A 22,263-nucleotide genomic window follows, 5' to 3' on the forward strand; every position below is an offset into this window, starting at 1 on the left:
CGATCAAGGCGGTTAATGCGAAGCCCCGCACCGGCGATCGATCTGCACTGTCCGTCCGGCCCATCGCCACCTCCAGCCTGCCATGCTGCCCGACACCGCCCTTCTGGGCGATGGGCGGAAGATGACGTGTGCGTCATGTTGGACCTAAGGTGTGGTTGACACGGACGCGGCGGCGTGGAGGAGATGCCGCCATGAAGTCCCCACGATCGCGCCCGTCGCGGCGCATCACCATCGTCGACGTCGCCCGTCATGCCGCCGTGTCGACCAAGACCGTATCGCGCGTGCTGAACGGCGAACCGCATGTGACCGATGCGGTGCGCGACCGCGTACGCGAAGCGGTCCGCACGCTCGATTACCACCCCAATATCATGGCGCAGGGGCTGGCGCGGCAACGATCCTATCTGATCGGGCTGGTGTATGAAAATCCGTCGCCCAGCTATGGCGTCGACCTGCAGATGGGCGTGCTCGACCGGTTGCGGGGCGAACGCTACCGATTGGTGGTGCTGCCGGTGCGATCGGTGACCGAGCACGCCGATGAGGTCGTCGGGCTGCTGCGCTCCGCAGCGATCGACGGGGTGGTGCTGGCGCCGCCGGCGTCCGACAGCCGCCGCATCCTCGACGAACTGGTCGGCATCGGCATGCCCTTCGCCCGCATTTCGCCGACGCGGTTCGACGATATCGTGCCGGGGGTCGTGGTCGACGACGTCTCCGCCGCCGCAGAGGTCGCCGCCGCCGTGCTGGCGCAGGGGCACCGTCGCATCGGCATCATCAAGGGCGATCCGACCCACGCCGCCAGCGCGGCCCGGATGCAGGGCTATGCCGACGCCTTTGCCGCCGCCGGGGCGACGATCGACCCCGCGCTGGTGGTCGACGGACTCTTCACCTTCGATTCGGGGTTTGCCGCCGCGCGGCGACTGCTGTCGGGCCCCGATCTGCCCACCGCGATCCTCGCGCAGAACGACGACATGGCGGTCGGCGCGCTGATGGCGGCGCGTGAGGCGGGCATCGACGTGCCGGGCGAGCTTTCGATCGTCGGGTTCGACGATTCGGAAATCGCACGCATTACCTGGCCGCGCATCACCACCATGCGCCAGCCGGTGTTCGACATGGCGGTCAGCGCGACGTCGCTGCTGCTCGACCAGCTGTCCGGTACGCCGGTTCCGGCGACGATCGCCCACGAACATCGTCTGATCATTCGCGAATCCATCGCGCCGGTACCGGAAGCTAGGGGGTAGCGCCCGGGCACGACAGACAATACAGCACGCTTCAACGCTATGTCGGTTGGCCACGACCGGATATTGCACGACAGGTCCGGGTCGCTTCGTTCACCGCGGAGCGGGGCCGCCAGGGTTTAAGGGAACCGGTAGATGACCGACGAGACACAGATGGTTGCAGCCCTCGATGCGCGGGCACGTCGGCGCGAGGAACGCCGCGATTTCTTCCGGGCCTTCGGCGCGGTTGCCGCGGTCGGCAGCGGACTGGCGTTGACGTCGTGCGGCGGCAATGATTCGTCGTCGCCCACCCCGACGCCCACCGGCACCGCCACGGCGACGCCGACCCCCACGCCGACCCCGACGAACTCCAGCGGGTTCACCGATATCGACGTGCTGAACTTCGCACTGAACCTGGAATATCTCGAAGCGCAATTCTATGCCTTCGCCGCCAACGGCGCCGGCCTCGCCAGCACCTTGCTGACCGGCCCCAGCGGCACGACGCCGGGTGCCGTTACCGGCGGGCGCAAGGCTAACCTGACCGATCCGGTCGTCGCCAACTATGCCCGCGAAATTGCGCAGGACGAGGTGGCGCACGTCGAATTCCTGCGCAACGCGCTCGGCTCGACCGCGATCGCCATGCCGGCACTCGACATCAGCGCGACGGCGACCAGCGCGTTTTCGAACGCGGCGCGTGCCGCCGGGCTGATCGGACAGGGCGCGACGTTCGATCCATACGCGAACGACGACAATTTCCTGCTCGCCGCCTTCCTGTTCGAGGATGTCGGCGTCACCGCCTATCGCGGCGCGCTGGGCGGAATCGCCAACGCGCTGATCCGTCAGGCGGCAGCCGGCATCCTGGCGACCGAAGCCTATCACGCGGCGATGATCCGCGAGGCGCTCTACACGCGCGGCGTGTCGACCCCGACGCTGATCGATGCGACCGAAGCGATCTCAAACGCCCGCGACACGCTGGACGGCCCCACCGACATCGATCAGGGCGTCCGCGCAATCGGCGACCGGTCGAACATCATGCCGTTCGATGCCACCACCGGCCTCCCCTACGGCCGGACCACCGGACAGGTGCTCAACATCGCCTTTCTGAACCGCAATGCCGTTACCTCGGGCGGGTTCTTCCCGTCGGGCGTCAACGGCAACATCAAGACCAGCGCGGCGAACTGAGCCTTTCGGGAGCGATACAGATGACCAACGATTCGATCCTGACCGTGCTCGACGGCGACGACCACCGTCGCAGCGACCGTCGCGATTTCCTGCGCACCGCCGGCAGCGTGTCCGCCGCCGTGGCCGGTGCCTCGCTGCTCGCCGCGTGTGGTGGCAACAACGGCAACGCCGCGCCGACTCCCACGCCGACGCCGACCGCCTCCGGTTCGGCCACGCCGACCCCGACGCCTTCGCCGGTTACCGACGCGGACATCCTGAACTTCGCGCTGAACCTCGCCTATCTGGAGGCGCAGTATTTCAGCTTCGTCACCACCGGTGCCGGGCTGTCGGCCGACCTGCTGGCCGGAACCGGGACCGCCGGTGCCGCGACCGGCGGGCGCGCCCGCGTCTTCGCCGACGCGATCGTCGGACAATATGCGCGCGAGCTCGCCGCCGATACCCGCGCCCATGTCGCGCTCCTGCGCGGGGTGATCGGTTCGGGCGTCATCGCACAGCCCGCCATCGACCTCGGCGTGACCGCGACCAGCGCCTTTTCGAATCTGGCGCGCGCCGCACAGCTCATCACCGCCGCCTCGGCGACCTACGACGTCTATGAGAGCGACGAGCGGGTGATGCTGGGCGCGTTCGTGTTTGCCGACGTCGCCGTCACCGCCTATCGCGGGATCGCCGCGTCGCTGACCGGCGCCACGTTCCTCGACGCACTGTCGGGCATGCAGGCGGCCAAGGCCTATCATGCCGGGCTGATCCGATCGGTCCTGTATCGCAAGGGCATTGCGACCCCGGCGATCCTCGATGCGACCGAAGCGCTGTCGAACGCACGCGACGCGCTGGACGGCGTGGCCGATATCGATCAGGGCGTGAAGCCGGTGAACAACGCGTCGAACATCGTGCCGACCGACGGCAGCGGGCTGACCTTCACCCGCGCGCCCGCGCAGGTGCTGAACGTACATTACCTGACCCGCGCATCGGTCACCGCCGGCGGGTTCTTCCCGGCCGGGGTGAACGGACCGCTGAAGACCAGCACCGCCGCGTAACATGGCCCCTCCGCCGAGCGCCGCCGATGTTCCCGAACGGCGGCCCAGCCTGCCGGGATCATTCCGTACCGTGCCGGTCCCGGCCGGTGCGGGACAGTTCTGGCGCAAGCTGGGGGCGTTCGCCGGACCCGGCTATCTGGTCGCGGTCGGCTATATGGACCCGGGCAACTGGGCGACCGACATCGCCGGCGGGTCGGCGTTCGGCTATACGCTGTTGTCGGTCATCCTGCTGTCGAACATCATGGCGATGGTGCTGCAATCGCTGTCGGCCAAGCTGGGCATCGTCACCGGACTCGACCTCGCACAGGCGTGCCGCGAATATTATCCCAAGCCCGTCCGCTGGGTGCTGTGGGTGTTGTGTGAACTGGCGATCATCGCCTGCGACCTGGCCGAGGTGATCGGCACGGCGATCGCGCTGCAACTGCTGTTCGGCATCCCGCTGGTTTGGGGCGTATGCATCACCGCGGTCGATGTGATGCTGATCCTGCTGCTCCAGCAATATGGCTTCCGCAAGCTCGAAGCGTTCATCGTCGCGCTGCTGATCGTGATCGCCGGCTGTTTCTCGGTCGAGCTGTTCCTCGCGCAACCCTCGCTCGCCGCGATCGCCGACGGGCTGATTCCGCGGACGGAGATCGTCACGAACCCGGCAATGCTCTATATCGCGATCGGCATCTTGGGCGCGACGGTGATGCCGCACAATCTCTACCTCCATTCCTCGATCGTGCAGACGCGCAGCTTCGAGCGTACGACGGAGGGCCGGCGCGAGGCGGTCAAGCTGGCGACGATCGACAGTTCGATCGCGCTGATGCTGGCGCTGTTCATCAACGGATCGATCCTGATCCTCGCCGCCGCGACGTTCCACACCGCCGGGCGCACCGACGTCGCGGAGATCCAGGAGGCGTATCAGCTGCTGACGCCGATGCTGGGCGCCGGTGCCGCCAGCATCCTGTTCGCGGTCGCGCTGCTGGCGTCGGGGCAGAACTCCACAATCACCGGCACCCTCGCCGGGCAGATCGTGATGGAGGGGTTTCTCAACATCCGCCTGCCCGCGTGGCTACGGCGGATCATCACGCGATTGCTGGCGATCATCCCTGCGGTCGTCGTCGCCAGCATCTATGGCGAGAGCGGCACGGCACAGCTGTTGATCGGCAGTCAGGTCGTGCTGAGCCTTCAGCTGCCCTTCGCCGTCTATCCGCTGGTCCGCTTTACCGGCGACCGTGCGAAGATGGGCAGCTTCGCCAACCGCCCGGTGCTGGCGCTGGCCGCATGGACGATCTGTGCGGCGGTGATCGTGCTGAATTCGGTGCTGCTGTATCAGGTCGCGACCGGCTGATGCACGGTCGATCAATCGGACCGAATTGATCGCATTTTCCGGCTTCACAGCCGCCAACCTACCACATATTGCGCCCTCATTCTTGGGGAGTAGCTACCCGCAGTAGTGCGGGGCCATCGTCAACATGATTGCACCGTCCGGTGCATGGCGATGGCAGCAGGACCGATCCTGCCCGGCGAGACCAACGATGGCATACCGCGCGTCGTGGCCACGGGTATGTCCATCGTTCGGTTCCTGGCCCCGAGTATCGTTTCCATGCCCGGTATCCTGACCCTCGGCGCGCTCGGCGCCAGCCTGTCCGTCGACGCCTTTGCCGCCGCGCTCGGCAAGGGCGCGACGGAGCGCCGCCACCGCCTGTCCGACGCGATCAAGGTCGGCATGGTCTTCGGCTTTTTCGAAGCGGTGACGCCCGCGCTCGGCTGGCTGCTGGGCTTCGTGCTCAACGACTGGATCGCCAGCTACGACCATTGGGTCGCGTTCGGCCTGTTGCTGGCGGTCGGCGGCTATATGCTGCGCGAGGCGGTGCTCGGCGATAGCGATGCCGCAGCCGAAACGGACGGTGCGAAGCCCGGCTACCTTCGCCTCGCCGCCACGGCGATCGCGACCAGCATCGATGCGGCGGCGGTCGGCGTGACGCTGGCGCTGATGGACGTCAACATCTGGGTCGCGTGCCTCGTCATCGGCGGCACCACCACGCTGATGGCAACGATCGGCGTGATGCTGGGCAAGCATATCGGCCCGTATCTCGGGCGCTATGCCGGCATCCTGGGCGGGCTGGTGTTGATCGCGATCGGCGGGTCGATCCTGGCGCAGCATCTGTCGGCCTGAGCCGCCGCCAATCCTCGCTGGACAGCCATTACGGTTGCGCTATGAAACTCATATGGCGCTTCCTTCCCTGTTCGACACGCTGGCACTTCCGGTCATCGGATCGCCGCTGTTCATCATCTCCGGCCCCGATCTGGTCATCGCTCAGTGCAAGGCCGGGATCGTCGGATCGTTCCCGGCGCTGAACGCGCGGCCGCAGGCGCAGCTCGACGAATGGCTGCATCGCATTACCGAGGAACTGGCGGCGCACGACCGCGCGCATCCCGATCGCCCGGCCGCCCCCTTCGCCGTCAACCAGATCGTGCACCGCTCGAACGACCGGCTGGAAGCCGACCTTGCCACCTGTGCCAAGTGGAAGGTGCCAATCATCATCACCTCGCTCGGCGCGCGCGAGGACCTGAACACCGCGGTCCATGGCTGGGGCGGCATCGCGCTGCACGACGTCATCGACGACCGCTTCGCGCACAAGGCGGTGGAAAAGGGCGCCGACGGCCTGATCCTCGTGTGCACCGGTGCCGGCGGCCATGCCGGACGGCTCAACCCCTTCGCCTTCGTACAGGAAGTGCGCCAGTGGTTCGACGGCCCGCTCGCGCTGTCCGGCGCGATCGCCAATGGCGGCGCAGTGCTGGCGGCACAGGCCGCGGGCGCCGACCTCGCCTATGTCGGATCGCCGTTCATCGCGACGGCAGAGGCGAACGCGGTCGCGGGGTACAAGCAGGCGGTGGTCGACGGGCGTGCCGACGACATCGTCTACAGCAACCTGTTCACCGGGGTGCACGGCAATTACCTGCGCGCGTCGATCGTCGCCGCTGGGCTCGATCCCGATCACCTGCCCGACAGCGATGCCTCGGCGATGAACTTCGGTTCGGGGGCAAAGGCGTGGAAGGACATCTGGGGCGCGGGGCAAGGGATCGGCGCGGTCGACGCCGTGCTGCCCGCGGCGGACCTTATCGCGCGGATGGCGCGCGAGTATCAGGCCGCCCGCACCCGGCTGTTAAGTTAGCTCAAAAACCGACGCTCGGCACGCGATAGCCGTCCTTTCAGATCGGAACCGCTGCCCTCTCCGTTATCCCGGACTTGATCCGGGGTGACGGTATCGTGAACGTCCTGACTGAGTGTCGATCGGCTCGAACCGGCCCAACTAAAGCTGCATCGCGAGGCGTTCGAACATCGCCCGCGCGGGACTCGCGGCGGGCGGGTCGCTGCGCGATCGCTCGATCCGCTCGGCGCGGCGGTACAGGTCGATACTGCCACGGATCAGTGCACTTGTTCCCGCCGGCATCGTCGCCAGCACATCGTCCTCGGTCACCGGCGCAGTCGCCAGCGCGCGCAGCGGATCGTCGGCCAGCTCGGCCGCGATTTCCCCGGCATCGACCGCCTTCTGCGTCAGCAGCCACGCGATGACATGCATCAGCCGCGTCGTGATCTTGAGCGATTCGCACGACAGCACCACCCGCGTCATCGGGTCGAGCGCGGCGCGGTCGCCTTGGCTGTCATCGTTGAAATAGGCGCGCGCCTCGTCAGCCAGCAGCATCGCTTCGACATACAGCGAATCGATCAGCCGGCGGCGGGCGTCCGAGGCGGTGGCGCGTACATCCATGGGGCGGGTGTTGCCATGGCGTCGATGATCACGAAAGGGGGCGATCAGCGGCCGAACCGGCCGATTCGTCCCTGAACGCGACGATTAGGCGATGATATCGGGGATCAGCTGGTCCTCGACCACCGCGATCTCGTCGCGCAGCCGCAGCTTGCGGCGCTTCAACCGGGCGAGTTGCAGCTGGTCGGCCTGGCCGGCCGATGCCAGCGCCGTGATGGCGTCGTCGAGGTCGCGATGCTCGATCCTGAGCAGCCCCAGCCGGTGTTCGAGATCCGATTCGTCCATGGACCGGCACTTTCGCTTGGGCGCCGGGCGCTGGCAACGGTCCGTCGGCGATTTTCGCACGTCGCGTCGAAAAACCCGTCAGCCATGGCGACAATCCGGGACTGCTGTGTTTTACTCATTCCCCCAACAGCCAAGCAGGAGGATGCAACGATGCAGTCTGCCCACCTCAACGCCCTCGAAGCGAAACATGCCACGCTCGACCGCCAGATCGCGGCCGAAACGCAGCGCCCCTCGCCCGACCAGTCGCTGCTGTCGTCGCTCAAGAAGCGCAAGCTGATGGTGAAACAGGAAATGACCGCCCTGTAACGCCACCGCGCGGGGTCGAGCGGCCCCGCGCGCAACGTTCGCCCCGGACGCTTAGTCCTCGCGCGACACCTTTTCCTGCCGTTCGTGGCGGCTTTGCGCCTCGACTGTCATCGTCGCGATCGGCCGCGCTTCGAGGCGGCCCAGCGCGATCGGCTCACCGGTCACTTCGCAATAGCCATATTCGCCATCGTCGATCCGGCGCAACGCCGCCTCGATCTTGGCGATCAGCTTGCGCTGGCGATCACGGGTGCGCAGCTCGATCGAAAAGTCGGTCTCGCTCGACGCGCGATCGGTCAGGTCGGCCTCGCGCAGCGATTCGTTCTGCAGGTGCGACAGGGTATCCTGCGCCTCGCGGTGAATGGCATCCTTCCACGCCAACAGCTTGGCACGGAAATAGGCCTGCTGCCGCGGGTTCATGAACGGCTCGTCCGCATGCGGACGATATCCGGTGCCATCGTCGTTCGCCGGCGGCGGTGGCATGTCGAGAGGTTGTGTCATGTCGCTCAAAACCGTGGCCATCCCCAATCTCCACCTCGGAACGTCCCGGCGCCGCTTTGGCAGGGGGTCGCCCTCTCTTTTGTCCGCGCGCCTATATCGGGCAGGCAGCTGCTTCACAAGCGCCGCAGAACAAAGGACGAAATGCCTATTGCAGGAGTCGGTTTAACAGCGTTTGCGCAGTATCCGATTTCGTCCCTTTACGGTACGTTAACCGTGCCAACCCGCTGGCGTGATGCATATTTCACCAATATGACCCGAATATTGGTGCGCCATGGTTTGAACTTTACGGTTTCTTTCGCCTTGGTGCAGCATAACGAACCCGAACGCGGTATCCGGCCGGGTGGACAGGGTTCTTTTGGGAAGAGTGGTGCTGCATGTCGGTGAAGATGGCATTGGCGAAATTGTGCGCATGTGCCTGCGGCGGTGCGGTGATCGGCGGGGGTGCCGTGCACGTCGCCGAATCGTCGCAGAACCGTGAGATCACGAAGCGCGCGATCACCAAGCGGGTCATCACCAAACGCGTGGCCGCCCGCCCAGCGCCGCGCCGTGTCGTGAAACGCATCGTCACCCGAACCAAGACCGTCTGCGCACCGACCGTCGTAACCGTCGCCAGCCAGGCGGCACCGGTGCCCCTGCCCCCCGCCTTTGCCGGTGCGGACATGCCGGTCATGTCGGGCGGCGGCTTCGGCCCCGGCCCGGTACTGGTCGGTGGTACCGGTGGCGGCGGCATCGGCGGTGGCTTCTTCGCCGGCGGCTTCTTCGGTGGCGGCAGCGGTTCGGGCGGGTCGAGCGGCATCGTCGTCTCGTCGACCTCCAGCACCAGCGGTTCGACCTCGACCTCGGCCGGCGGATCGTCGACCAGCACCGGCGGCGTGTCGAGCACCAGCAGCACCTCGTCGGCCTCGGGCGGCAGCAGCGGCAACGTTTCCAGTTCGTCGAGCGGCAACGTGTCGACCTCGTCCAGCGGCAACGTCTCCACTTCGACCTCGTCGAGCGGCAATGTCTCGACGTCGACATCGACGTCGTCGAGCGGGAACGTGTCGACCAGCACCTCGTCGGCGTCGTCGGCCTCGACCAGCGCGTCGACCTCTTCGGCGTCGTCCACCTCGGCCTCGTCGTCGAACGGTTATCCGCCGCCCGACCCGCCCGGTCCGCCGACGCCGGTCCCGGCACCGCCGATGCTGCTGCTGTTCGGCGGCGCGGCCGCGGCACTGGTGCTGCGCAAGCGCTTCTCGCGCAAGGCGACGGCGGAAGCGTAACGTCGCCTTGCGATCGATCGTGAGTGATCGATCGAAGACGCCTGTACCACCGTCAAAATCCATCCCTATCGGGCCGCGCGGACAACCGCGCGGCCCGTTGGCGGTCAGGCAGCCGAGATCAGTTTCTCTATCTGATCGACCGGATGGCCGGTCAGATCCTTGTCCAGCTCGCCCGCCAGCTTGTCGCTGACCGCCTTGTGATAATGTTTGCGCATCTCCCCCAGCGTCTTGGGCGGGGCGACGACGATCAGCGATTCGAACTCGTTGGCCAGCGCGCGCTTGCGCAGCAGGTCGGCCGCTTCCGCCGCGAACCGGTCCTCGGCCTGCTGATGGAAATCGACTTCGCCCATCGTGCCGCCGGTGGTCGACGAAGCCTGCCCCGCCGCATCGGTCTTCTGGTGCCGGTCCGCCGGGTTCGCCTGCAGCTTCTGGTCCTCGACGACGAGATTGGGCGTGTTCACATCGCCCTCGTTGCGAAAGAACAGCATCTTGCGACCATCGGCCACCAGCACGCAGGCGTCATGGGGTATCCGCATCTTACTCTCCTTGTGGCTGTGTGGGCGATCCAACGCACCGGCGGGCGGGGCGGTTGCGGCTTGCATGGCTTGAACGGGCTCGCCATAGCCCGGCGATGCACGATATCCGCCTGATCCGCGACGATCCCGCCGCCTTCGACGCCGCTCTCGCCCGCCGCGGCGTGGAACCCCGCGCCGCCGCGATCGCCGACCTCGACGAACGCCGCCGCGCGCTCCAGACCGAGATCCAGACCGCACAGGCCCGCCGCAACGAGGCATCGAAGGCGATCGGCGCGGCCAAGGCGAAGCGCGACGAGGATACCGCCATGACGCTGATGGCCGAAGTCGCCACGCTGAAGGACCGGATGCTCGCGGCCGAACTGGAAGAGGCGTCGCTCGCCAACGCGCTGACCGGCGCGCTGTCCGTCGTCCCTAACCTGCCGCTGGCCGACGTGCCGCAGGGCGCGGACGAGGACGACAACGTCGTCGAAAAGACGGTCGGCGATCCGACCGCGTTCGGCTTCGAGCCGCGCGAGCATGACGCGATCGGGCCGGCGATCGGACTCGACTTCGAAACCGGGGTCAAGCTGTCGGGCGCGCGCTTCACGCTGGTGCGGGGCGCGGCGGCCAAGCTGCACCGCGCGCTCGGCCAGTTCATGCTCGACACGCTGACCGGCATCCATGGCTATGAAGAGGTCGTGCCGCCGGTGCTGGTGCGCAGCGAGGCGCTGTACGGCACGGGACAGCTGCCCAAATTCGCCGAAGACCTGTTCCGGACCACCGATGAGCATTGGCTAATCCCGACCGCCGAAGTCTCGCTGACCAACATCGTCGCAGGCGAAATCCTTGCCGAGCGCGAACTGCCGCTGCGCTTCACCGCGCTGACCATGTGCTTCCGGTCGGAAGCAGGGGCTGCGGGACGCGACACGCGCGGCTTCATCCGCCAACACCAGTTCGAAAAGGCGGAGATGGTGTCGATCACCACCCCCGACCAATCGGATGCCGAGCATGAACGCATGACGCAGGCGGCCGAGGATATCCTCAACCGCCTCGTCCTGCCGTTCCGCCGGATGAAGCTGTGCACCGGCGACATGGGCTTTTCGGCAGCGCGGACCTACGACCTCGAAGTCTGGTTGCCGGGACAACAGCGTTATCGCGAGATTTCGAGCTGCTCGACCTGCACCGATTTCCAGGCGCGCCGGATGAACGCCCGCTACCGGCCGGAGGGGGAGAAGGCGACCCGTTTCGTCCATACCCTGAACGGCTCGGGACTGGCCGTCGGCCGCACGCTGGTCGCGGTGCTGGAGAATTACCAGCAGGCCGACGGATCGGTCGTCGTGCCCGACGTGCTGCGCCGCTATGTCGGGCAGGACGTGCTGACGCCCGCCGGCTGACGGCTTTCCGGATACGACCAGGATGGTTAAGGTCGTGTTCGGGGATGGGATGCAAGGGGGCAGCGATGGGTTTCGCAACACGGAGCGTGGCGGCGCTGATCGTCATGGGCGCGGCCAGCGGCTGCATCCCGTCGTCCCCCGGTTACGACCCCGCCCCGTCCGCGCCGCAAGCCCCGCCGGTCCTCGCCCCCGACACGCCGCCTGCGACCAAGCCGCAGGGTGACGGGGTCACCGCCCTCCCCTCCGCTCCGCCGGCGTGGGAAGCGCGCCGCGCGGTCGCCAATGCGCGGACCGTGACCGAAAGCGTCTATACCGTCCGCCCCGGCGACACGCTGCGCGGCATCGCCAATGCGACCGGTGCCGGATCGGAGGCGATCGCGCGCGCCAACCTCCTGCCTGCGCCGTTCACCATCCGCACCGGGCAACGGCTGACCATCCCCGGTGGCCGTTATCACGGCGTGCGGGAGGGCGAGACGGGCATCGCCATCGCGCGTGCGTACGGCGTCGACTGGTCGCGGATCGTGTCGGCCAATGGCTTGAGCGAACCTTATATCCTGCGCACCGGACAGCGTATCCTGATCCCCGGCGACGCACTGCCGCGATCGGCGGCGGAGCGGGCGGCGGCGTTCCGGCTCGACATCGACGACATCCTCACCGGCGGCGAACCGGCGATCAAGCCGAACGAACGCCCCGCGGTCGCCGTCACCTCGCCGCGCCGCGTCCTGCCGCCCAGTGCCGCGATCGCCGCGCCGACCATGTCGCCCGGTGCGTTCAACTGGCCGGTCGAGGGGCGGGTGTTCAAGCGCTTCGGCGCGGGCGCCAGTGGCGAGCGCAACGACGGGATCAAGATCGCCGTGCCGGAGGGGACGCCGATCGGGGCCGCGGCGGACGGCACCATCGCCTATGTCGGCACCGGCGTGCCGGGCCTCGGCGGCGTGGTCATCGTCCGCCACGGCGGCGGCATCACCTCCGTCTATGGCCATGCCAGCCAGTTGCTGGTCCAGCGTGGGCAGGCGGTGAAGAAGGGGCAGAAGATCGCGCTGTCGGGCGAATCGGGCTTTGCCGACCGGCCGATGGTCCATTTCGAAATGCGGTCAGGCCGCAGCCCCATCGACCCGCTGACCCGATTGCCGCGCCGATGAGGCCGCCGGACCGGCGCGCGATCCTGCGGCAATCGTCGCCGCTGCCGGTCTGGGCGTCGATTCTGTGGCGCGTCGCCGCGGTACTGACGCTGGTCGGCATCGCGGTCGCGGTCCACTGGTTCGACCGCGACGGCCTGCGCGACAATTACGACGGCAAGGTCAGCTTCGCCGACGTCATCTATTTCACCATGATCTCGATCACGACGACCGGGTATGGCGACATCGCGCCGGTCACCGAACGCGCGCGACTTTTCGACGCCCTGATCGTTACGCCGATCCGCGTGTTCGTCGTGCTGCTGTTCATCGGGACGACCTATCAATTCGTGCTCAGGCGAAGCTGGGAGCGTTGGCGCATGGCGCTGTTGCAGGACAAACTGACCGGGCACATCGTCGTGGCGGGCTTCGGCAAGACCGGGTCCGAAGCGGTCGACGAGCTGATCGCACGGGGCGAGGAACCGCGCCGCATCGTCGTGATCGACCCGTCGCAACCGCATGTCGAGGCGGCGCAGAAGCTGGGCTGCATCGTGTTGCAGGCCGATGCCACCCGCGACGCGACGCTCACCGACGTCTGTGTCGCCCGGGCCCGCGCACTGATCGTCGCAACCGGCCGCGACGATACGTCGATCCTGGTGACGCTGACCGCCCGCCATCTCGCCCCCGACCTGACGATCAGCGTGATCGTGAAGGCGGAGGATAACGAATTTCCCGCCCGTGCCGCAGGTGCCACGACGGTCATCAACCCGGTCAGCTTTGCCGGGCTGTTGCTTGCCGGGTCGTGCCGCGGCCCGCATATCGCCGACTATATGCTCGACCTCGCCTCGATCGACGGCGCGGTCGCGCTGTCCGAACGGCCGGTCGCGGCCCACGAAGTCGGACAGCCGCTGTCGGCGATCACCACCGGCCTTGGCCTGCGTATCTATCGACAGGGCGGAAAGATCCGGTTCGACAGCCCCGAAGCCCGCAACCTGCAACCCGGCGACACGATCGTCGAAGTGGTGACCCGATAATGCCCGATGCCGCCCGCCTGTGGCCGATCCTGATGCTGATCGCCTCCAACATCTTCATGACCTTCGCGTGGTACGGCCATCTGAAGCACAAGGGAGCGCCCCTGTTCTTCGTGATCCTGATCAGCTGGGGCATCGCCTTCTTCGAATATTGCCTCGCCGTCCCCGCCAACCGGATCGGGTCGCAGGTCTATTCGGCGGCGCAGTTGAAGGGCATGCAGGAGGTCATCACCCTCACCGTGTTCGCGATCTTCTCGGTCGCGTATCTCGGGCAGAAGATCACGGTGAACCACATGATCGGCTTCACCCTGATCGCCGGCGGTGCGTTCTTCCTGTTCCGGCAATAGGTTCCGCCGCCCCTATCATTTTTCGTGCAAATCGCTATGTGACCGGGCGATCATGGCAACTCGTCTTCCTTCGCCCCCCCGTGTCGGGATGGTTTCGCTCGGCTGTCCCAAGAACCTGGTCGACAGCGAACGCATCCTGACGAAGCTGCGCAGCGACGGCTATCAGATGTCGCCCGACTATGCCGGGGCGGACGTCGTGCTGGTCAACACCTGCGGCTTCCTCGATTCCGCCAAGGAAGAGTCGCTCGAAGCGATCGGCGAGGCAATCGCCGAGAACGGCCGCGTCATCGTGACCGGCTGCATGGGGCAGGAAGCGGACACGATCCGCGCCCGCTTCCCGCAGGTGCTGGCCGTCACCGGCGCGCACCAGTATGAACAGGTCGTCGAAGCGGTGCATGAAGCGGCCCCGCCGATCCCCTCGCCGTTCGTCGATCTCGTGCCCGAAAGCGGGCTGAAGCTGACGCCGCGCCATTACAGCTATTTGAAGATTTCGGAGGGTTGCAACCACCGCTGCTCCTTCTGCATCATCCCGTCGATCCGCGGCGACCTGATCAGCCGCCGCCCCGACGCGATCCTGCGCGAGGCGGAAAAGCTGGTCGCAGCGGGGACGAAGGAGCTGCTGGTCATCAGCCAGGACACCTCGGCCTATGGCATCGACATCCGCCGCGAACCCCGCGCATGGAAGGGTCGCGAGGTCGTGCCGCACATGACCGACCTCGCGCGCGAACTGGGACAGATCGCGCCGTGGGTGCGGCTGCATTATGTCTATCCCTATCCCCACGTCGACAGCGTCATCCCGCTGATGGCGGACGGGCTGGTGCTGCCCTATCTCGACATCCCGTTCCAGCATGCCTCGCCCAACGTCCTCAAGGCGATGAAGCGCCCGGCCAACGACGCCAAGGTGCTCGAACGGCTGCGCGGCTGGCGCGAGATCTGTCCCGACATCGCGATCCGCTCGTCGTTCGTCGTCGGCTTCCCGGGGGAGACCGAGGCGGACTTCCAGTATCTGCTCGACTGGCTCGACGAGGCACAGCTCGACCGCGTCGGCGCGTTCCGGTTCGAGCCTGTCGAAGGCGCCGCCGCCAACGCGCTGCCCGATCCGGTGCCGGAGGCGGTCAAGGAAGAGCGCTACGCCCGGATCATGGAAAAGACCGCTGCGATCTCGGCCGCGAAGCTCGCCGCCAAGATCGGTCGCACGATCGACGTCATCATCGACGAGGTCGGCGACGAAGGCGGCGCCACCGGCCGCAGCATGGCCGACGCGCCCGGTATCGACGGCGAGGTCTTCCTGCGCGACGCCGGCCATCTGGCGCAGGGCGATATCGTCAAGGTCGAAGTCGAGGACGCCGACGAGCACGACCTGTACGGGGTACCGCTCTAAAATCCTCCCCGCTTCGCGGGGAGGGGGACCGCCCGCGCAGCGGATGGTGGAGGGGCAACGCCACGAGCGAACCGCCTGCGGCCTTCCCCTCCACCAGCCTGCGGCTGGTCCCCCTCCCCATGAAATGGGGAGGATTGGGTTGCGCTTGGCCAAGGCGCGCTCGTACATCTCGTACATGACCCCAACGATCACCGCCGACCGCGGACAGGCCGCCCGCACCATTCACCTGATCAACCCGGCCGGCTTCGACGCGTGGCTTGCGCAGCAACCCCCGCGCCTCCGCGCCGCCGCGACCGCGCAGCATCTGACGCCCAAGCCCGGCAAGACCGCCACCCTTCCGGCCGAGCAACCCGACGACTGGTCGGTCGTCACCGTCGTCGCCGAAACCGCGAACCTCACCCCATGGTGCCTCGCCCACCTCCCGGCACAACTGCCGCCCGGCAGCTACCGCCTCGCGACCGGCACCCCCGGCGCCGCCAAACTTGGCTGGGCGACCGCCCAGTACCGCTTCACCCGCTATCGCAAGGCGGAAGACGACGCTCCCCGTATCCTCCTCTCGCGCGATCCGGCGCAGATCGACGAAGCCTTGCGTCAGGCCGCCGCGACCGCCCGCGTCCGTGACCTCGTCAACACCGCCGCCGCCGATCTCGGCCCCGCCGAACTCGCCGCCGAAGTCCGCACGCTGGGCGACGCGCATGGCGCCACAGTTACCGTCACATCGGGCAGCGAGCTCGAAACCGGCTATCCGATGATCCATGCGGTCGGAAAGGCCGCCGCCAAGGGCCGCGAACCGCGCCTGATCGAACTGGTCTGGGGCAACCCGGCGCACCCGAAGGTGACGCTCGTCGGCAAGGGCGTGTGCTTCGACAGCGGCGGGCTCGATATCAAGCCATCGGCCGGCATGCGGCTGATGAAGAAGGACATGGGCGGGGCGGCGCATGCGCTGGCGCTCGCCGGACTGGTGATGGAAACCCACCTGCCGGTCCGGCTGCACCTGCTCATCCCCGCAGTCGAGAACAGCGTGTCGGGCGACAGCTTCCGTCCCGGCGACGTGTTGAACAGCCGCAAGGGCCTGACGGTCGAGAACACCAATACCGATGCGGAGGGGCGCTTGATCCTCGGCGATACGCTCACTCGCGCCTGCGAGGAAACACCCGAGCTGCTGATCGATTTCGCGACGCTGACCGGCGCGGCGCGGGTGGCACTCGGCCCTGACCTGCCGGCGACCTTCGCGAATGACGAAACGCTCGCCGCCGATCTGCTCGCCGCCGGGATGGCGGAGGGCGACCCGCTGTGGCGCATGCCGCTGTGGGACGGGTATGACGAGATGCTCAAGTCCGACATCGCCGACATGGTCAACGCGCCGGAGGGCGGCATGGCCGGCGCGGTGACCGCCGCGCTGTTCCTCCGCCGCTTCGTGACGCCGGGCACGGTCTGGGCGCATCTCGACACCTTCGCATGGCGCGCGGCGGCCAAGCCCGGCCGGGCGAAGGGCGGCGAGGCATACGGCCTGCGCACGACGTGGCGGTTGCTGAAAGACCGGTACGCTCGCCCCTAAATCCTCCCCACTCCGTAGGGGGGACTGCCGCGAAGCGGTGGTGGAGGGGCAAGGCCGCCAGTACACCGCTCGCGGAAACGCCCCTCCACCAGCCTTCGGCCGGTCCCCCTCCCCGCACAGCGGGGAGGACTTTACGCCGCCTCGGCCGCTTCCGTCGTCCACCCCAGATGCGGCAACGCGATCGACCGTTTCCCCGCCAGATCGGTGCGGCACACCAGCAACTCGCGCCCCTCGATATAGGCGAGCATCCGCTTCACCCGTCCGAGCGAGCTGGTGCCATAGGTCCGCGCGATCGCATGGTCGCTAGGGCACGGCTTACCCTCACGCGCGGCCCGCGCGATCAGCATGAACGCGCCGAGCATATCGTCGGGCAGCACGTCGGCGATCGCCAGCGCCTGCGCCCATTCCGCGTCCGGTGCGTCGTAGATGCCCGCCCGCGCGCACGCCAGCCGCCGGGTGAATGCCGCCAAATCCAGCGGCGGCCGCGGCAGCCCGACCATCCGGCAGCGCACGTCGAAATCCTGATACAGCACCGCCGCCGGCCGTTGCTGCTCGCCCTCATCCTCGACCAGTGCCCGCAGCACCTCCGCCACGATCGTATCGGTTTCGTCGATCGATCGTTCGGGCAGATCCGGGGCAACGTTCGGCCGCGGCGGCGTCGCGATCGCGGCTTCCACCGCCTCGGGCGGCGCGACGTGGCGGATCGGCGGCCCCAGCGGCAACATCGCCTCGACCGGTGCCAGCAACAGGTCCTTGATATCGGCGACCGGCGCGGTCGGCAGCGGGGTCAGCTTCGGACTGCCGCTGCGGGCCGACGTCTGCACCGGCCCGATTTTGATCGACAGGGGCCGCCGTGAGACCGCCGGTCCCAGCGCGAGGAAATGCCCGCGCTGCAAATCGCGGATCGCCTCCGCCTGCCGCCGCTCCATGCCCAGCAGATCGGCCGCGCGCGCCATGTCGATGTCGAGGAAGGTCCGCCCCATCAGGAAGTTCGACGCCTCGGCCGCGACGTTCTTGGCGAGCTTCGCCAGCCGCTGCGTCGCGATCACCCCGGCCAGCCCGCGCTTGCGCCCGCGGCACATCAGGTTCGTCATTGCCGACAATGACGCGCGCCGCACTTCCTCGACCACCTCGCCACCGCCCGCCGGTGCGAACAACTGCGCCTCGTCGACCACCACCAGCGCCGGATACCAATGTTCGCGCGGCGCATCGAACAGCGCGTTGAGGAACGCGGCGGCGCATTTCATCTGCCCCTCCGCTTCCAGCCCTTCGAGGCTCAGCACCACCGACGCGCGATGTTCCCGCGCGCGCGTGGCGAACTTGGCGACCTCGCGCTCGCTATGGTCGGCGGCCTCGATCACGACATGGCCGTAGGCGCCGGCCAGCGTCACGAAATCCCCCTCGGGATCGATCACGACCTGCTGGACATGGCCGGCGCTGCGTTCGAGCAACCGGCGCAGCAGGTGCGATTTTCCCGATCCCGAATTGCCCTGCACCAGCAATCGGGTCGCCAACAATTCTTCTAAATCCAGGGGAACGGTCTTGCCCGCCGGGTCCGTCCCCATATCGACGTTCACGGTCATCGCGGGTCTTTAAGCTGCGGGGCCATGCCGGAGCAAGCGGTTGCAAGACGGTCCGTCGCACGCCATGCAAAAGCGCGAGGGAGGACGCCATGCGGTTCCATATCGGCTATGCGCTACTGACGGTCGCGCTGCTTGCGATCGAGCTGCTCATCGCGCTGTTCGTACGCGACGCGATCGTCCGGCCCTATGTCGGCGATGCGCTGGCGGTAATGCTGGTCTATGCCGGGTTGCGCGCGGTCACGACGTTGCGGGTCGTCCCGGCGGCACTGGTGGCGTTCGGGGTCGCCGTCGTCATCGAGTTCAGCCAATATTTTCACCTGCTCGACCATATCGGCCTCGGCGGCAACCGCTGGGCGCGGATCATCCTCGGCAGCGGCTTCGATCCGCAAGACTTCGTCGCCTATGCCGGCGGCGCGATCCTCGTCCTGCTGGTCGAGCGTTACCGCCGTGCGTCGCGCGCCGCGGCCGGGACCCGCACCGTCAGCCCATCGAGCGAATCGTCCAGCACGATCTGACACGCCAACCGACTGGTCGCGACCGCCCCTTCGGCGAAATCGAGCATGTCCTCCTCGTCCTCGCTCGGCGGGGACAGGCGCGGTGCATCGGCCGGATCGACGATGACATGGCAGGTCGAACATGCCATCTGTCCGCCGCACGTCCCCTCCAGCGGAAGGTCGTAGGCCTGCGCCAGATCGAGCAGCCGGTCGCCCGCCGCCCCGCGCGCTTCCTCGACGCTGCCATCGGCGCGGACGAAGCGGACGATCACCACTGCCCCCGCGCCGCGCGGTCGATCACCTGCATGGCCGTCACCAGTTCCTCCTGTGTCGTATAGCGCCCGAACCCGATCCGGATCGACGAGCGCGCCGCGCGTTCGTCCAGCCCGATCGCGCGCAGCACATGGCTGCTGCGCCCCGACCCGCTCGAACAGGCGGAGCCCGCCGAAAAGGCGATGTCGCGGCACTCGCTCATCAACCGCGCAACGTCTAGCCCCGGCAGGCGTACGTTGAGGTTGCCGCGCCAGCGCGGGTCCGACGGTCCGTTCAGCACCCAATCGTCGCCCAGCACGTTCCATGCCGCGCGCCACAAGGCGTCGACCTTTGCCCGATCGTCCCGCGCCAGCAACGCCGCAGCCGTGCCGAACCCCGCGCATAACGCCGGACTAAGCGTCCCCGAGCGCAGCCCGCCCTCCTGCCCGCCGCCATGCAGGATCGCGTCCGGCTCGACCCGGTCGCGTACCCACAGCGCGCCGATGCCCTTGGGGCCATAGACCTTGTGCGCCGACACCCCGATCATGTCGCAGGCCTCCAGCGGCAAAGCGACCCGCCCGAATCCCTGCACCGCGTCGCAGAACATCACCGCACCCGCCGCCCGCGCAAGTGCGCTCAGCCACGCGATCGGCTGCATCACGCCGATCTCGTTATTGACCAGCATCGCGGCGACGATCGCCGTCCGTTCGTCGATCGCTGCCTCCGCCGCCACACGATCGACCAGCCCGTCCGCCCCGACCGGCAGCACCACGACCTCCGCTCCGCGCCGCGCCAGCGCCTGCACCGTGTCGAGCACACAGGCATGTTCGGTCGCGATCGTCACCACCTTCGGCCGCGACGCCCGCACCCGTTCGAACGTCCCGGCGATCGCCCAGTTCGCCGCCTCGGTCGCGCCGCTGGTGAAGAACAGCCGGCCGCCCTTCGCTCCCAGCGCGGCTAACACCTGCCCCCGCGCCACCTCGACCGCCGCCTTCGCCCGCCGGCCCTCGCGATGCGGCGAATGCGGGTTGGCATGCTGGTCGCGCAGCCACGGCACCATCGCCGCGAATGCTTCCGGCGCCAGCGGCGTCGTCGCCTGATAGTCGAGATACGTCACGCCATCGCGCTCCACGCCGCGGCAAAGGCGTCGACCTCTTCCGCCGTCGTGCTCCATCCGAAGCTGACCCGGATCACCTCGCTTGCCGCCTTGGCGTCCATGCCCATCGCGGTCAGGACGTGGCTGGACTTGAGCGTTCCCGACGAACAGGCACTTCCCGCCGACACTGCGAAGCCCGCGGAATCGAGCCGCATCAACTGCGCCGCCGCCGACCGTCCCGGCATGCGATAGGCGGCAATGGTCGCGATGCGGGGCGACGCGTCGGCGACCACTTCGCCCCCGCCTGCCCGAACCGCCGCGTCGAGCCGGTCCCGCAGCGCTCCGGTTCGTTCGAACCAGTCGCGCGGCGCCTCCAACGCGGCGGCGAAGCCCAGCGCGCCCGGCAGGTTCTCGGTCCCCCCGCGATATCCCTGTTCCTGCCCACCCGCCGGCACCAGCAGCGAGAGGTCGCGCACCAGCAGCGCGCCAATCCCCGGCGGACCGCCCAGCTTGTGCGCCGACACCACGATCAGGTCGGCAGGCGGAAGCGGCAGCTTGCCCGCGCTCTGCGAACAATCCGCCAGCAAGGTGATGGGCCGTCCGATCCAGTCCTCACGCCGCCGCGCATCGATCGTCTCCAGCGGCTGCACCACGCCGGTTTCGCTGTTCGCCGACTGGATCGCGAACCGTTCGGTCGCTTCCCTCGGATCAAACGCTGCCAGCAGCGATGTGCCGTCATCGGTGTCGACCAGCCCGTCGGCTCCGACCGAAATCCGGTTATCGCCCTCCGCCGCGCGGAACACTGCGTCATGTTCGACCGTGGTCGCAATCGTCTCGTACCGTCCGGCGCCTCGCAACGCGATCGCCAACGCCTCGCTCGCCCCGCTGGTCAGGATCACCTCGCCATCCCACCCCAGCGCCGTGGCGATCCGGCCGCGCGCATCCTCCAGCGCCCGCCGCGCCGCCCGCCCCTCGGCATGCGGGCTCGACGGATTGGCCCAGCGCGCCATCCCTTCCATCACCGCCGCCACGGCTTCGGGGCGCATCGGCGTGGTCGCGGCATGGTCGAGATAGGTGCGAGCGGTCAAAACATAGCCTTCGGATTGCGCGGAAGCCCGCGCTGCCTATATAGCCGCGAACTCTTTCCGCGCCATCGTCGCGCCCCGTATTCGACAGGACGTCCCATGCCCGAAGTCATCTTCCCCGGTCCCGAAGGTCGGTTGGAGGGGCGTTTCGCCCCCGCGCCGCGCCCCCGCGCACCGGTCGCGATGATCCTGCATCCGCATCCCTCGTCGGGCGGCACGATGAACAACCGCATCGTGCAGGAACTCTACAAGACGTTCCAGCGCCGCGGCTTTGCCACGCTGCGCTTCAACTTCCGTGGCGTGGGCAAGAGCCAGGGCACGTTCGACAACGGCGTCGGCGAACTGTCGGACGCCGCCTCGGCGCTCGACTGGGTGCAGAGCTTCCACCCCGAAGCACAGACGACGTGGATCGCGGGCGTCAGCTTCGGCGCGTGGATCGGCATGCAGCTGCTGATGCGCCGCCCGGAAATCCGCGGCTTCATCTCGATCGCGCCGCCGGCCAACATGTACGACTTCACCTTCCTCGCGCCCTGCCCGTCGTCGGGCATCATCATCCAGGGGGATGCGGACGAGGTCGTGACGCCGGCCGCGACGCAGAAGCTGGTCGACAAGCTGCGCACCCAGCGCCACATCACGATCCATCACGACACGATTCCCGGCGCCAACCACTTCTTCCAGAACGAAATGCCCGAATTGATGGGCAGCGTGGACAAGTATCTGGACATGCGCCTCGATCCGAACTCGCCGATTAAGTAAGGCTCGGCGCAGCGGATTAGCCCCGCTAATCCGCGCCCGGCGGCGAGCCTGGCCGGCGGCGCCATCGGCGCCGACCGACGACGTGGCTTCGCCGCGTCGCTTTCCCCCAATTTATCCTGCTTGCCA

The 22,263-nt window shown here is 67.8% G+C and carries 24 protein-coding genes and 1 riboswitch; of the genes, 15 read left to right on the forward strand and 9 right to left on the reverse strand.

The genetic code is table 11. The annotated features are described in order from the left end of the window. Window positions 1-191: 191 nt before the first annotated feature. From MF610_RS05940 to MF610_RS05965, 6 genes are all read left to right on the forward strand, one after another. The gene (locus MF610_RS05940; protein WP_242193824.1) at window positions 192-1,235 is read left to right on the forward strand and encodes a LacI family DNA-binding transcriptional regulator; all 1,044 of its coding nucleotides are present in this window, start codon (window positions 192-194) and stop codon (window positions 1,233-1,235) included. 132 nt (window positions 1,236-1,367) lie between these two features. Next, complete coding sequence (locus tag MF610_RS05945; RefSeq protein WP_242193827.1) at window positions 1,368-2,393, forward strand: ferritin-like domain-containing protein; 1,026 nt, start codon at window positions 1,368-1,370, stop codon at window positions 2,391-2,393. 20 nt (window positions 2,394-2,413) lie between these two features. After that, on the forward strand, window positions 2,414-3,427 hold the full coding sequence (locus MF610_RS05950) for a ferritin-like domain-containing protein (RefSeq protein WP_242193829.1): 1,014 nt from the start codon (window positions 2,414-2,416) through the stop codon (window positions 3,425-3,427). Window position 3,428: 1 nt separating this feature from the next. Continuing rightward, window positions 3,429-4,760 carry an Nramp family divalent metal transporter gene (locus tag MF610_RS05955; RefSeq protein WP_242193832.1) on the forward strand — a complete coding sequence of 444 codons (1,332 nt, stop codon included), beginning with the start codon at window positions 3,429-3,431 and terminating at the stop codon, window positions 4,758-4,760. Window positions 4,761-4,832: 72 nt separating this feature from the next. After that, window positions 4,833-4,934, forward strand: a riboswitch (yybP-ykoY riboswitch). A gap of 81 nt (window positions 4,935-5,015) precedes the next feature. Beyond that, window positions 5,016-5,588 carry a manganese efflux pump MntP gene (locus tag MF610_RS05960; RefSeq protein ID WP_242193834.1) on the forward strand — a complete coding sequence of 191 codons (573 nt, stop codon included), beginning with the start codon at window positions 5,016-5,018 and terminating at the stop codon, window positions 5,586-5,588. Window positions 5,589-5,640: 52 nt separating this feature from the next. Further along, entirely contained in the window at window positions 5,641-6,588 is a 948-nt protein-coding gene (locus tag MF610_RS05965) for an NAD(P)H-dependent flavin oxidoreductase (RefSeq protein WP_242193835.1), read from the forward strand. A gap of 138 nt (window positions 6,589-6,726) precedes the next feature. Here MF610_RS05965 and MF610_RS05970 read toward each other — a convergent pair whose 3' ends face one another. Both MF610_RS05970 and MF610_RS05975 read right to left on the reverse strand, forming a co-directional pair. Next, a complete protein-coding gene (locus tag MF610_RS05970; protein WP_242193837.1) occupies window positions 6,727-7,185 on the reverse strand; it encodes a DUF1465 family protein in 459 nt (152 codons plus the stop codon). 84 nt (window positions 7,186-7,269) lie between these two features. Next, window positions 7,270-7,467 (reverse strand): YdcH family protein, encoded by a 198-nt coding sequence (locus MF610_RS05975; protein WP_242193838.1) that lies wholly within the window; start codon window positions 7,465-7,467, stop codon window positions 7,270-7,272. Window positions 7,468-7,617: 150 nt separating this feature from the next. Between MF610_RS05975 and MF610_RS05980 the strand changes: the two genes are divergently transcribed. Then, the gene (locus tag MF610_RS05980) at window positions 7,618-7,773 is read left to right on the forward strand and encodes a YdcH family protein (RefSeq protein ID WP_242193840.1); all 156 of its coding nucleotides are present in this window, start codon (window positions 7,618-7,620) and stop codon (window positions 7,771-7,773) included. 51 nt (window positions 7,774-7,824) lie between these two features. Here MF610_RS05980 and dksA read toward each other — a convergent pair whose 3' ends face one another. The 3 genes from dksA to MF610_RS05995 all read right to left on the reverse strand — a co-directional run bounded on the left by dksA (window position 7,825) and on the right by MF610_RS05995 (window position 10,066). After that, a complete protein-coding gene (gene dksA / locus MF610_RS05985) occupies window positions 7,825-8,292 on the reverse strand; it encodes an RNA polymerase-binding protein DksA (protein ID WP_380870799.1) in 468 nt (155 codons plus the stop codon). Window positions 8,293-8,554: 262 nt separating this feature from the next. Continuing rightward, window positions 8,555-9,376, reverse strand: coding sequence for a hypothetical protein (locus MF610_RS05990; protein WP_242193843.1), 822 nt, complete (start codon window positions 9,374-9,376; stop codon window positions 8,555-8,557). Between the two features lie 258 nt (window positions 9,377-9,634). Further along, entirely contained in the window at window positions 9,635-10,066 is a 432-nt protein-coding gene (locus MF610_RS05995; protein WP_242193846.1) for a host attachment family protein, read from the reverse strand. Window positions 10,067-10,161: 95 nt separating this feature from the next. Here MF610_RS05995 and serS point away from each other — a divergent pair, with 95 nt between their 5' ends. From serS to MF610_RS06025, 6 genes are all read left to right on the forward strand, one after another. Continuing rightward, window positions 10,162-11,439, forward strand: a complete 1,278-nt coding sequence (serS, locus tag MF610_RS06000) for a serine--tRNA ligase (protein ID WP_242193848.1) — start codon at window positions 10,162-10,164, stop codon at window positions 11,437-11,439. 65 nt (window positions 11,440-11,504) lie between these two features. Continuing rightward, a complete protein-coding gene (locus tag MF610_RS06005; RefSeq protein ID WP_242193850.1) occupies window positions 11,505-12,581 on the forward strand; it encodes a M23 family metallopeptidase in 1,077 nt (358 codons plus the stop codon). Further along, entirely contained in the window at window positions 12,578-13,588 is a 1,011-nt protein-coding gene (locus tag MF610_RS06010; protein WP_242193852.1) for a potassium channel family protein, read from the forward strand. The genes MF610_RS06005 and MF610_RS06010 overlap by 4 nt, the downstream gene beginning before the upstream one ends. Continuing rightward, complete coding sequence (locus MF610_RS06015; RefSeq protein WP_242193854.1) at window positions 13,588-13,932, forward strand: DMT family protein; 345 nt, start codon at window positions 13,588-13,590, stop codon at window positions 13,930-13,932. The genes MF610_RS06010 and MF610_RS06015 overlap by 1 nt, the downstream gene beginning before the upstream one ends. Before the next feature lie 52 nt (window positions 13,933-13,984). Continuing rightward, complete coding sequence (rimO, locus tag MF610_RS06020; RefSeq protein WP_242193856.1) at window positions 13,985-15,313, forward strand: 30S ribosomal protein S12 methylthiotransferase RimO; 1,329 nt, start codon at window positions 13,985-13,987, stop codon at window positions 15,311-15,313. Window positions 15,314-15,488: 175 nt separating this feature from the next. Beyond that, window positions 15,489-16,871 (forward strand): leucyl aminopeptidase family protein, encoded by a 1,383-nt coding sequence (locus MF610_RS06025; RefSeq protein ID WP_242193858.1) that lies wholly within the window; start codon window positions 15,489-15,491, stop codon window positions 16,869-16,871. A 131-nt stretch (window positions 16,872-17,002) separates the two neighbouring features. On the opposite strand, the gene MF610_RS06030 is transcribed toward MF610_RS06025, so the two are convergent. Beyond that, window positions 17,003-18,454: an ATP-binding protein gene (locus MF610_RS06030; RefSeq protein ID WP_242193860.1), complete on the reverse strand. Its 1,452-nt coding sequence runs from the start codon at window positions 18,452-18,454 to the stop codon at window positions 17,003-17,005. 89 nt (window positions 18,455-18,543) lie between these two features. Between MF610_RS06030 and MF610_RS06035 the strand changes: the two genes are divergently transcribed. Then, window positions 18,544-18,969 (forward strand): ribosomal maturation YjgA family protein, encoded by a 426-nt coding sequence (locus MF610_RS06035; RefSeq protein ID WP_242193862.1) that lies wholly within the window; start codon window positions 18,544-18,546, stop codon window positions 18,967-18,969. Here the strand turns inward: MF610_RS06035 and MF610_RS06040 are convergent. The 3 genes from MF610_RS06040 to MF610_RS06050 are packed head-to-tail and all read right to left on the reverse strand — an operon-like array spanning window position 18,894 to window position 21,342. Next, window positions 18,894-19,223 (reverse strand): 2Fe-2S iron-sulfur cluster-binding protein, encoded by a 330-nt coding sequence (locus tag MF610_RS06040; protein WP_242193864.1) that lies wholly within the window; start codon window positions 19,221-19,223, stop codon window positions 18,894-18,896. The genes MF610_RS06035 and MF610_RS06040 overlap by 76 nt on opposite strands. Continuing rightward, window positions 19,217-20,317 (reverse strand): cysteine desulfurase family protein, encoded by a 1,101-nt coding sequence (locus MF610_RS06045; protein WP_242193866.1) that lies wholly within the window; start codon window positions 20,315-20,317, stop codon window positions 19,217-19,219. Before MF610_RS06045 ends, MF610_RS06040 begins: the two co-directional genes overlap by 7 nt. Beyond that, window positions 20,314-21,342 carry a cysteine desulfurase family protein gene (locus tag MF610_RS06050; protein WP_242195276.1) on the reverse strand — a complete coding sequence of 343 codons (1,029 nt, stop codon included), beginning with the start codon at window positions 21,340-21,342 and terminating at the stop codon, window positions 20,314-20,316. Before MF610_RS06050 ends, MF610_RS06045 begins: the two co-directional genes overlap by 4 nt. A 138-nt stretch (window positions 21,343-21,480) precedes the next feature. Between MF610_RS06050 and MF610_RS06055 the strand changes: the two genes are divergently transcribed. Continuing rightward, entirely contained in the window at window positions 21,481-22,137 is a 657-nt protein-coding gene (locus tag MF610_RS06055) for an alpha/beta hydrolase (protein ID WP_055784189.1), read from the forward strand. Window positions 22,138-22,263 lie beyond the last annotated feature (126 nt).

It is taken from the genome of Sphingomonas hankookensis, from assembly GCF_022664465.1.
In the GTDB taxonomy this organism is placed as follows: Bacteria; Pseudomonadota; Alphaproteobacteria; order Sphingomonadales; family Sphingomonadaceae; genus Sphingomonas; species Sphingomonas hankookensis.